This window comes from Photobacterium marinum, from assembly GCF_000331515.1.
Taxonomy (GTDB): Bacteria; Pseudomonadota; Gammaproteobacteria; order Enterobacterales; family Vibrionaceae; genus Photobacterium; species Photobacterium marinum.
Window position 1 is genome coordinate 105,961 of sequence record NZ_AMZO01000019.1, and the last position, 10,569, is coordinate 116,529.

At 48.3% G+C, this 10,569-nt stretch carries 9 protein-coding genes and 1 other annotated feature; of the genes, 5 read left to right on the forward strand and 4 right to left on the reverse strand.

The window, feature by feature from the left end:
• Positions 1-94 precede the first annotated feature (94 nt).
• A complete protein-coding gene (gene tyrA, locus C942_RS13055; protein WP_007466425.1) occupies positions 95-1,222 on the forward strand; it encodes a bifunctional chorismate mutase/prephenate dehydrogenase in 1,128 nt (375 codons plus the stop codon).
• Positions 1,223-1,327: 105 nt separating this feature from the next.
• On the opposite strand, the gene pheA is transcribed toward tyrA, so the two are convergent.
• From pheA to bamD, 3 genes are all read right to left on the reverse strand, one after another.
• Complete coding sequence (gene pheA / locus C942_RS13060; RefSeq protein ID WP_007466426.1) at positions 1,328-2,503, reverse strand: prephenate dehydratase; 1,176 nt, start codon at positions 2,501-2,503, stop codon at positions 1,328-1,330.
• A 35-nt stretch (positions 2,504-2,538) separates the two neighbouring features.
• Positions 2,539-2,661 (reverse strand) — a sequence feature (Phe leader region).
• A gap of 131 nt (positions 2,662-2,792) precedes the next feature.
• Positions 2,793-3,131 (reverse strand): ribosome hibernation-promoting factor, HPF/YfiA family, encoded by a 339-nt coding sequence (gene hpf / locus C942_RS13065; protein WP_007466427.1) that lies wholly within the window; start codon positions 3,129-3,131, stop codon positions 2,793-2,795.
• A 398-nt stretch (positions 3,132-3,529) separates the two neighbouring features.
• Entirely contained in the window at positions 3,530-4,255 is a 726-nt protein-coding gene (bamD, locus tag C942_RS13070) for an outer membrane protein assembly factor BamD (RefSeq protein WP_007466428.1), read from the reverse strand.
• Between the two features lie 140 nt (positions 4,256-4,395).
• On the opposite strand from bamD, the gene rluD reads away from it, so the two are divergent.
• Together rluD and pgeF are read left to right on the forward strand one after the other, a co-directional pair.
• Positions 4,396-5,370, forward strand: a complete 975-nt coding sequence (rluD, locus tag C942_RS13075; RefSeq protein ID WP_007466429.1) for a 23S rRNA pseudouridine(1911/1915/1917) synthase RluD — start codon at positions 4,396-4,398, stop codon at positions 5,368-5,370.
• A 1-nt stretch (position 5,371) separates the two neighbouring features.
• Positions 5,372-6,103, forward strand: a complete 732-nt coding sequence (gene pgeF / locus C942_RS13080; protein WP_007466430.1) for a peptidoglycan editing factor PgeF — start codon at positions 5,372-5,374, stop codon at positions 6,101-6,103.
• A 33-nt stretch (positions 6,104-6,136) separates the two neighbouring features.
• Here the strand turns inward: pgeF and C942_RS13085 are convergent, their stop codons facing one another.
• Positions 6,137-6,514: a hypothetical protein gene (locus tag C942_RS13085; RefSeq protein ID WP_007466431.1), complete on the reverse strand. Its 378-nt coding sequence runs from the start codon at positions 6,512-6,514 to the stop codon at positions 6,137-6,139.
• A gap of 262 nt (positions 6,515-6,776) precedes the next feature.
• Here C942_RS13085 and clpB point away from each other — a divergent pair, with 262 nt between their 5' ends.
• Positions 6,777-9,350, forward strand: a complete 2,574-nt coding sequence (gene clpB / locus C942_RS13090) for an ATP-dependent chaperone ClpB (RefSeq protein WP_007466432.1) — start codon at positions 6,777-6,779, stop codon at positions 9,348-9,350.
• 208 nt (positions 9,351-9,558) lie between these two features.
• Complete coding sequence (locus tag C942_RS13095; RefSeq protein ID WP_007466433.1) at positions 9,559-10,233, forward strand: tellurite resistance TerB family protein; 675 nt, start codon at positions 9,559-9,561, stop codon at positions 10,231-10,233.
• Positions 10,234-10,569 lie beyond the last annotated feature (336 nt).

Genomic DNA, 10,569 nt, shown 5'->3' on the forward strand with positions numbered 1-10,569 from the left:
ATGACGGCGCAGAAAAACTGCGCCGCCAGCCTCTTTTTGCGCCTGAGGGTGAGGCTGTGGCGGATGTGACTGAATAATAACGGATCGCAAAATCATGGTTGCTGAACTGAGTAAATTAAGAGATCAAATCGATGAGGTTGATCAGCAGATGGTGGAGCTGTTGGCTCGCCGTCTGGCATTAGTAGAAGAGGTCGGTCATGTAAAAAGCCAACATGGCTTACCGATCTATGCCCCGGACCGTGAAGCTGCGATGCTGGCCTCGCGTCGCCAGGAAGCGGAAAGTAAAGGGGTTCCGCCGGATCTGATTGAAGATATCCTGCGCCGTACTATGCGGGAATCCTACGCCAGTGAGAATGATTCCGGCTTTAAGTGCCTGAAACCGGATTTACGGCCAATCGTGGTCGTAGGTGGTTATGGCCAGTTAGGCAGCCTGTTCTGCCGTCTGTTCGAACTGTCTGGCTACGAAGTCCGTAAGCTGGGTAGTCAGGATTGGGGACGAGCGGATGAGCTGTTGAGTGATGCCGGTATGGTGGTGGTCTCTGTACCGATTCACCTTACCGAACAAGTTATCGCAAAACTGGGTAATTTGCCTGAAGACTGCATCTTGGCAGACTTAACCTCGGTGAAAGCCGGCCCGCTGCAAGCAATGCTTGAAGTGCACCATGGTCCGGTAGTCGGCTTGCACCCAATGTTTGGCCCGGATATTTCCAGCTTGGCCAAACAGGTGGTGGTGTATTGTGACGGTCGTTCGCCTGAGAGTTACCAGTGGTTGCTGGAACAGTTCCAGATCTGGGGTGCCACACTGAACCGGATCAGTGCGGTTGAGCATGATCAGGGGATGACTTTGATCCAGGCGCTGCGTCACTTTACCTCGTTTGTTTATGGAGTGCACCTGGCTGAAGAAGATCCTAAGCTTGAGCAGTTGATGTCATTGAGCTCTCCTATTTACCGCCTGGAACTGGCGATGGTAGGCCGACTGTTCGCTCAGGATGCCCAGCTATACGCGGATATTATAATGTCGTCGCCGCAGAATTTGGCGATGATTAAGCGCTTCCACCAACGTTTTGGTGAAGCGATTGAAATGCTGGATACTCAGGATAAGGAAGCCTTTAAGCGGGCCTTCAATCAGGTGGAGCATTGGTTTGGAGATTATGCTCAGCATTTTTTAATCGAGAGCCAGGGATTGCTTAGACAGGCGAACGATACAACTCAAAGAAAATAAGCCGGTACCGGTCTTAACATGACAAAGCCCACGACTTGCGTGGGCTTTTGTTTTTATATTGCTCGAACCTCGAACCTCGAACCTCGAACCTCGAATCCGCTATATTTATTCTTCTATTTCTACTTCTGTCGGTTTGACGTTTTCACTCGGGTAGCAGCCCAGCACTTTAATAAAGCGAGTCACTCGGGTTAGCTCTTCCAGTGCTTCTTGCATCACTGGTGATTTCAGGTTTTCCTCGACATCGACGTAGAACATTTCTTCCCACGGGTTACCAATAACCGGGCGTGATTCCAGCTTGGTCATGTTGATGTTGAGGTTACGCAGTACTAACAGGCATTCAACCAGTGAGCCAGCTTTTTGCGGCGTTGACATAATTAGTGTGGTTTTGGCCGGGATCAGTGAAGTTACATCAACGGCCTTACGGGCAACCACAATAAAGCGGGTGACGTTCTCCGGCTGGTTGGCAATATTGGTTTTGAGCGGGCTAAGGCCGTAGAGTTCGCCACTGGAGGCGTTACCGATGGCGGCTACATTAGGCTGTTTCAGTTCCGCGACTTTCTTCATCGCTTCGGCGGTGCTTGAGCAGTATTCCTGGGTAATGTTTCCCAGGGAATGTAGGTATTCACTGCACTGCTGGTGGGGTTGCGGGTGTGAGTACAGGGTATCGATTTGGTCAATACCTGTGTCGACGGCAGTTAGCAGGCAGTGCTCAATTGGCTGGGATATTTCCCCGACAATAGACAGGCTGGTGTGCTGCAATAGATCATAGACTTCGTTGATGGAGCCGGAACTGGTGTTCTCTATCGGAAGTACACCGTAATCAGCATTGCCGGTTTCAACCATACTGATAACATCGCGGAAAGTTGAGCAGCTCATTTCTACCAGTTTGGTTTGCTTCTTACTGAAATAACTGCGGCTGGCCAGGTTGGAGTAGGAACCTTTGGCACCAAGGAAAGAGACTCGGGCGACAGGTTGCAAGCTGTCCGGATTGGCCAGTTTCTGCAAATAAGCCTGCTGATAGAGAACCGAGTCTTCAATGATGGTGTGAAAGATCTGAGTGACATATTGTGCATCCAGCTGTTCCGCTTCACCGGCTTCAATCAGCCTGAGCAGAAGGTCATGCTCTCTTGCTTGGTCTCGGACCGGCTTAGCGGTCTGGATTTTACTTTTGGCCACTTCAAGACTCAGTTTGCGGCGTTCAGCCAGCAGCTTGATGATTTCGTTGTCGATGCGGCTGACATTTTGTCTGATGTCGTCCAGTGAATATGGCGTGTCTGTCATTGTTTATCCCTGTCTGTCTGAAACCTGCAGCCGATACAAAAAAGGCCTCCTGGTTGAGGAGGCCTTCTGTTCGTCTTTAGCTTATTTCTTGCGTAACGAAAAGCCCCCGTTAAGGTGACAGAAAAAAGAAGCTAAAGAAAAACAGGTTGATTGATTGCATGTTTGCTAACTGATTATTTTGTAGTGAATGTGATTCAACATTATGCAGCGGACCGAATCTTGTCAAGCAGAATGTAAACAGCCCTGCAAGGGCAGGGCTGTTTGGAAATCCTCTTTATTATTTTTCTAATTACGCTTCGGCTTCTTCAGGAAGCTCTGGTTTGTCGCAGTGGCTGGCACGGCGCGCCGATGGTTTGTGAGTCTGCTTATTCAGTTGTCGTTCCAGCTTCTGATATACCTCGGTAATTGCACCATACATGTCATCGTGTTCTGCTGAGGCTACAAGCTGACCTCCTGGGATTGTTGCAGATGCCTCGACTTTGAATTGTCTGTTTGGTTCTGTGCTGATGACTGCGTGCTTATTAATTAGCTGGACTTGATACTTTTCTAACTTCTTGAATTTAAACTCAATGCGCTCACGGATAGCAGGGGTGATTTCAAGATTTTTACCGGCGATGTTTACTGTCATAATTATCTTTCCTCTTTTGCTACCCTTCGTTGGGTTGACTTCAGATTACTAAAATCAGGGGCTAATAATGTGATGGCAATCACGTTTGCAGTCATGTGGGAAAGTCCAGAAAAATTCTGTGATCGGTCTTGGTTTGTTGCAAAAAAGTTTGAATAAAATGCTTGTCGAACCGGATTTAATTAGGGCAGTATGGAGGAATAAAGAACGCTGACGGCTGGTGCTGTTCAGGGGCTTTATTCGAGCTATAACAAAGGGTTGGGTGAATTTTGTTCGTTTAAAAATTCATTACTGATTCTGGTATGAGTCATTTATCAGTAAAAAATGACGACAAAAAAGAATGAATAAAAAAACAGCAGCCATATGGCTGCTGTTTTTGTTTTTGCCGAACTTGTCGCAGGTTATTGCGGGTTCAGGGCGATAAGCTTTCTCGTATGTTCTAACGGTTCCTGAAGCCCCAGTTTTTCGTAAGCAATTTCCATCAGCTCAAGAGACTGACGGGCAGCCTGGGTATCCGGGTAATTACGCTGGATCACCTGGGTGCGGTTAATTGCTGCAACCCAGGCCTCACGACGAATGTAGAAATCAGCCGCGGCCAGCTCATAGTCAGCCAGACGGTTTTTCAGGAAGGTCATGCGCGCTTTGGCATCAGCTGCGTAGTGGCTGTTCGGGTAACGTTCCAGCAGGCGTTTAAAGTCACGGAAAGCCTGACGAGCAGGTTCCGGATCTCGATCAAAGCGGTCAATGTTGAACAGATCATGCATAAAGCTGCGATCCTGCGCCATGTGGGTCAGGCCACGCATATACAGTACCCAGTCTGCTTTTTCATGCGCCGGATTCAGGCGGTTGAAGCGGTCGATAGTTGCTTCGCCGAGAGCCAGATCATCGTTTTTGTAGTACGCATAAATCAGGTCAAGCTGTACCTGCTCTGAGTAAGCACCAAACGGGTAGCGTGAGTCCAGAGTTTCCAGCTGTTCGATTGCCGTCACCCAGCTCCCACTCTGTAAGGCTTGTTGCGCGGTGGCATACAACTCCGATGGCGGGACATCTGGTACTACTTCTTCAGTACTTGAACAGCCTGAAAGAATGGCAACGGCAAGAAAAGTCGTGATTGTCAGGCGTTTCATTGCGGCGTCTGTTTCCTTGATAAAAAATTTTATTTCTGTGGATCCATTACGGTCGGAGCCGTTAACAGATACAATGACACTGATATGTTATTTTACGCAGCGTTTGGCATTTAGTCCCACGCTTTTTGAAAAAGTTCGCTATGGCACAGCAGATAGAGTTAACAAATACCGTAAAAGATAGTCAGTTAGGCCTGAGATTGGATCAGGTTATCGCTGAATTATACCCGGATTACTCCCGCTCTCGTATTAAAGAGTGGATTTTAAATGGCATGGTTTCCGTTGATGGTGAAACTGTCAAAAAACCACGTACCAAAATGATGGGCGGTGAAGCGCTCCAGGTTACGGCCGAAATTGAAGACGAAGTTCGCTGGGTTGCCCAGGATATCCCGCTTGATATCGTCTATGAAGATGAACACATCCTGGTGATCAACAAGCCGCGTGACTTTGTGGTTCACCCTGGTGCCGGTACACCTGACGGCACAGTTCTGAACGCTTTGTTGCATCATTGTCCTGAATTGGCTGAAGTACCGCGTGCCGGTATTGTTCATCGTCTGGATAAGGACACCACGGGTCTGATGGTTGTGGCTAAAACCATTCAGGCACAGACTCGCCTGGTTCGCGCCCTGCAAAAACGCAAGATTACCCGTGAGTATGAAGCTATTGCTATGGGGAAAATGACCGGTGGCGGTGTGGTTGAGAAACCAATCGGCCGTCATGCGACCAAGCGTACCTGTATGGCGGTACATGAATTGGGTAAACCTGCGGTCACTCACTACCGTGTGGCTGAACATTTCCGTGAGCACACCCGTATTGTGTTGCGCCTGGAAACCGGTCGTACACACCAGATCCGTGTTCATATGTCATACCTGACCCATCCGCTGATAGGTGATGCAACGTACGGTGGTCGCCCACGTCCGCCGCGCAATGCATCCGATGAGCTGATCCAGGCACTGCGTGCTTTTGATCGCCAGGCTCTCCATGCACGTATGCTGCGTCTGGAGCACCCGATCACTGGTGAGCTGATGGAATGGCATGCGCCGCTGCCAGTTGATATGGTGGCGATGATCAATATTCTTCGTAAAGACAAAGAAGAGCATCACGAGGACGAGTACTAATATGCTTATCATCCCTGACTGGCCTGTAGCTGAACATGTTAAAGCGTTTTCAACCACGCGACAGGGCGGCGTCAGTCAACCGCCTTACCAGGCGATGAACCTGGGAATGCATGTCGGGGATGATGCTGAGTTGGTACAACAGAACCGTACCTTGCTGCAACAGCAGATCGGTCTGGCGACAGCGCCGGTTTGGTTGAATCAGATCCACAGTAACAGGGTGGTTCGTTTGTTGTCGCCTTTGTCTGAGGTGCCGGATGCTGACGGCAGTTATACCCAGAATACCAATCTTGCTTGTGTAGTGATGACGGCCGATTGTTTGCCGGTTTTGCTTTGTGATAAGGCTGGAACTCAGGTGGCGGCTGTTCATGCCGGTTGGCGAGGTTTGGCTGACGGGGTGATTGAAGCTGCCCTGGCAAAATTTACGGTACCGGCGGATCGCATTATTGCTTGGCTCGGTCCGGCCATTGGCCCCTCTGCATTTGAAGTTGGTAGTGAGGTTCGTGATCAGTTTATCGCTGCTTCTCTGAGCGCCAGCCAGGCATTTCAGCCTCATGGTGATAAATGGTTAGCGGATTTATCCCTGTTGGCCCACCTGCGTTTGCAGGCATTCGGTGTTAAGGATGTTTATGGCGGCAATCTGTGTACTTACAGTGATGCAGAGCGATTCTATTCCTATCGTCGTGATGGAGTAACCGGTCGCCAGGCCAGCCTTATTTGGTTGGCTGACCGTTAATCATCCGTAAGAATTAAGAACAATGTAATACGCTTAATTGCATTGTGAGACATCAACAGAGATATACCCCTTGCTGTTGATTAGCTGGGTCATTGCATCAAAAGAGCCTGAGTATTGGCCGCTTAATGTAATGACCAGGCTCTTTTCTGCTTCACTCTCATCGTACATAGACACACTCGATTGAATGGGCTGGACGGCTTCAAACGCTGAGTTCGACATAACGCCCCGCAAATATTCCACTTTTTGCTTCACTATCTGGCCTGCACTGGCACCTTCTGCATAGTTTTCCACATAAACTAGGTTGAAATTAGCCCCGGCAGCCGGATCACACCCCATCGCCCACCCTGGCTGTGCCAACAGTCCTAAGCAACCGGCCAGTATCGGAATCATCCAGGATTTTGTTTTGCTCATTTATTTACTCCCTCCACTATATGTGATGTCAGAACCTTGGTGGCAGTATTCAGCTTTTATTCTGGTAATGAAGAACTGCTTTTATTTGCTGCGACGAGCGTCATTGAAATATCCGGTGATCAAATAGTTTGCAGCTGTATATCAGCAGTGTGCTGAAAAATAAGGGAGTAGCAAAGGCTGCAATAACTCGACGTTAATTGGTTGAAATCAGCTTCTTGAGCCACCATATCTAACGAGAGAAATGATGATGTAGGGAGGCCTTATGCGTCTTGACCGTTTTACCAGCAAATTCCAAATGGCGATATCTGATGCACAATCGCTGGCTTTAGGGCGAGACCATCAGTATATCGAACCTGCTCACCTGATGGTGGCTTTGCTCAATCAGGATGGCAGCACGATTCGTCCGTTGTTGACGATGTTGAATATCGATGTTTCCCAGTTGCGTTCAGGCTTGTCTGAGATTCTGGATCGCCAGCCGAAGGTGACCGGTATTGGTGGTGATGTTCAGTTGTCCCATGGGATGGGGATGTTGCTGAATATTTGCGACAAGTTGGCTCAAAAGCGCAAAGACAAATATATCTCATCTGAATTATTTATTCTGGCGGCTATCGATGATAAAGGTCCGCTTGGTCAGTTGCTGAAAGACAAAGGTCTGACTGCTGAAAAAGTAGAGAAAGCGATTGAACAGGTCCGTGGCGGCCAGAATGTTGATGATCCTAATGCGGAAGAAAACCGCCAGGCATTGAAGAAGTTCACCATTGATCTGACTGAACGGGCAGAGCAGGGCAAGTTGGATCCTGTGATCGGCCGGGATGATGAAATTCGCCGTACAATCCAGGTGCTGCAGCGCCGAACTAAAAATAACCCGGTCATTATCGGTGAGCCCGGGGTGGGTAAGACAGCGATCGTCGAAGGCCTTGCGCAGCGAATTGTGAATGGTGAAGTGCCGGAAGGACTGCGCCATAAACGTGTGCTTTCCCTGGACATGGGGGCGCTGATCGCCGGTGCGAAATACCGTGGTGAATTTGAAGAGCGCCTGAAGGCTGTACTGAATGAGCTGTCACAGGAAGAAGGCAATATCATCCTGTTCATTGATGAGCTGCACACCATGGTCGGAGCCGGTAAAGGCGAAGGTTCTATGGATGCAGGTAACATGCTCAAACCGGCATTGGCGCGCGGGGAATTGCATTGTGTCGGTGCAACTACTCTGGATGAATATCGCCAATATATAGAAAAAGATGCCGCCCTTGAGCGCCGTTTCCAGAAAGTGCTGGTGGAAGAGCCGACGGTTGAAGATACCGTGGCAATTTTGCGTGGCCTGAAAGAGCGTTATGAGCTGCATCACCATGTTGAAATTACTGACCCAGCGATTGTCGCTGCGGCCAGCTTGTCTCATCGTTATATCTCCGATCGCCAGTTACCGGATAAAGCAATTGATTTGATCGATGAAGCAGCATCAAGCATCAGGATGCAGATTGATTCTAAACCGGAATCGCTAGATCGCCTTGAACGCCGGATCATCCAGTTGAAGATTGAACAGCAGGCATTGGTTAAAGAGAGTGATGATGCCAGCCACAAACGATTGAAGGATCTGTCCGAAGAGCTGGATAAAAAAGAACGCGAATATGCGGAATTAGAAGAAGTGTGGAATGCCGAGAAAGCCGCACTTTCCGGTACGCAGCATATCAAGACAGAACTGGAGCAGGCGCGTACTGATATGGAAATTGCCCGCCGGGCCGGTGATCTAAACCGCATGTCGGAGCTGCAATACGGAAAAATCCCTGAGCTGGAAAAACAGCTGGACTTGGCAGCCCAGGCTGAAATGCAGGAAATGAGCCTGCTTAAGAACAAAGTAACTGATGCAGAAATTGCCGAAGTTCTTTCCCGCCAGACAGGGATCCCGGTTGCCAAAATGCTCGAAGGCGAGCGTGAAAAATTGCTACACATGGAAGAAGCGCTTCATAAACGGGTGATCGGTCAGGATGAAGCTGTTGATGCCGTTGCTAATGCGATTCGTCGCAGCCGTGCCGGATTATCGGATCCAAACCGTCCGATTGGTTCGTTCTTGTTCTTGGGGCCAACCGGAGTTGGTAAAACAGAACTGTGTAAGTCATTGGCGAACTTCATGTTCGACAGTGAAGATGCCATGGTTCGGATAGATATGTCTGAATTTATGGAGAAACATTCGGTTGCCCGCTTGGTCGGTGCGCCTCCGGGGTACGTCGGTTATGAAGAAGGTGGTTACCTGACAGAAGCGGTTCGTCGTCGACCTTATTCTGTGATCCTGCTGGATGAGGTGGAAAAAGCCCATCCGGATGTGTTTAATATTTTGCTTCAGGTGCTGGATGACGGTCGTTTGACTGATGGCCAAGGCAGAACGGTAGATTTCCGTAACAGTGTGATCATCATGACGTCTAACCTAGGGTCGGATCGAATTCAGGAACACTTCGGTGAACTGGATTATGACGGTATCAAGCATACGGTGATGGAAGTTGTGGGCCAACATTTCCGGCCAGAATTTATCAACCGGGTTGATGAGACTGTAGTCTTCCACCCTCTGGGACAAGAGCATATTAAGAATATTGCCAATATTCAGATCATGCGCCTGGTGAAACGCCTAGAAGAAAAAGATTATCAGCTTGAACTGCAAGAAAGTGCGCTGGAGCTGATTTCTCAAGCAGGCTTTGATCCGGTTTATGGTGCCCGTCCGCTGAAAAGGGCGATTCAGCATTATATCGAGAACCCGCTTGCTCAGGATATTCTGTCCGGTAAGTTCACTACTGGTAAGCCGATTAAGCTGCTGGCAGAAAATGAGCAGATTGTAGCTCAGCAGTAATAACCACTAACGGTTGAAATAAAATGAAGTAAAACGCCAGCGATTAACCGCTGGCGTTTTTGTTTCTTTACTCAGCTTTACGCGGCATTCATCTTCAATTCATTTTCGAAGCGTTAACCTGCTGCACATAGAAGCTTATATCTGCGTTCGGAATATTCGTAGATTCGTAATGCAGAAAGAGCGATCAAGCTTTGTGTGAGGAGGGATAATGAATAGCTTAATGGAACAACTGCTTTCCCAGGCCGGAAAATATGTTAATAGCAGCACTCAATCTCAGTCAGCTTTATCCGGTAAAACCGACTTGCTGAAAGGAATGGCTTCGGGAGGTGTTATTGGAGCATTGCTAGGAAATAAGAAGAGTCGCAAACTGGTTAAAAGATACGGCAAGAAAGCAGCGGTTGTCGGTGGCGCTGCTGTTGTCGGGACGCTGGCATATCAAGCTTATAAGAATTGGCGACAGGATGATGAAGGAAGTGCGGGGTACAATGGACAATATCAGCGAGAAGAGTTTGAGTCGTTAGAAAATGCCTATTCGACCCAGTCAGATCCAATGCTGCTGATAAAGGCTATGGTTTTTGCGTCAAAAGCTGACGGTCATATTGATGAGCAAGAAAAACAAGCCATCAAGGAAGCTCTGGCTCAGCAGCAACTGGGACAGGATGTCGAAACCTTGATCGCACGCTGGATCGATGAACCATTGGATCCACAAGTTATCTCAACGCAGGTGGACAATCTTGAACAGGCATCGGAAGTTTACCTTGCTTCTCTATTGGCTATTGATGTCGATCATTTCCTTGAGAAAGCCTATCTCGAACAATTGGCAGCATCGCTATCATTACCTCAAGAATTGAAAACCCGGATTGAGCAGCAGGCTCGTGCGTAAAATGGTGTCACTGTAGTGATTTTACCCATAATTAGTCTTTGTTGTTCGAGTTTTGTTCGGCTGGCGTTTTTTTTTGATTTTATTTAGAAATACCTCTTGCCAACCTGAACGAAATCTCTATAATTCGCCTCCGTTGCCATGACAAAGCACTGAATAGAGCGGTTGTGGCAAACATTGTTCTTTAACAATTTGACCATGCAATCTGTGTGGGCACTCGTGAAATGATTAGTCAAAAAGATTTATCAATGAACTGAGTGACCAAGCGATACGAAAGTATCGGCACAGTCAATTTATTTTTGCTTCTGCTTTTTATTAAAAAGCGGAAACAAAGAATCA